1 protein-coding gene is annotated in these 237 nt (G+C 76.8%); it reads left to right on the top strand.

The window, feature by feature from the left end:
- The coding region (locus tag SB771_RS36945; protein ID WP_410722278.1) for a hypothetical protein at positions 1 to 237 on the top strand (237 nt) is incomplete at both ends.

Below are 237 nucleotides of genomic sequence, written 5' to 3' on the forward strand. Positions count from 1 at the left end.
GGCGGCGGTGCGCGCCGCCGGCTGGCGGGTGATGCCCGGCGGCTTCTGCCGGATGGCCGAGCGGGACAACGTCGATCCGCTGGAAATGCGCCTCGGCATCCGCTCGGCGGATGTGTGGGTCCTGTCCGACGAGCCCGTCGCCACGCCGCTCATCGGCTCGCAGGGGGCGCCGCGGGTGCGGCGCATCGGCGGCCACCTCCCGGCGCGGGCGGCGGATGGGCTGTACTGGTTCGGCCG

The organism is Burkholderia sp. SIMBA_051 (assembly GCF_046534915.1).
Taxonomy (GTDB): domain Bacteria; phylum Pseudomonadota; class Gammaproteobacteria; order Burkholderiales; family Burkholderiaceae; genus Burkholderia; species Burkholderia ambifaria.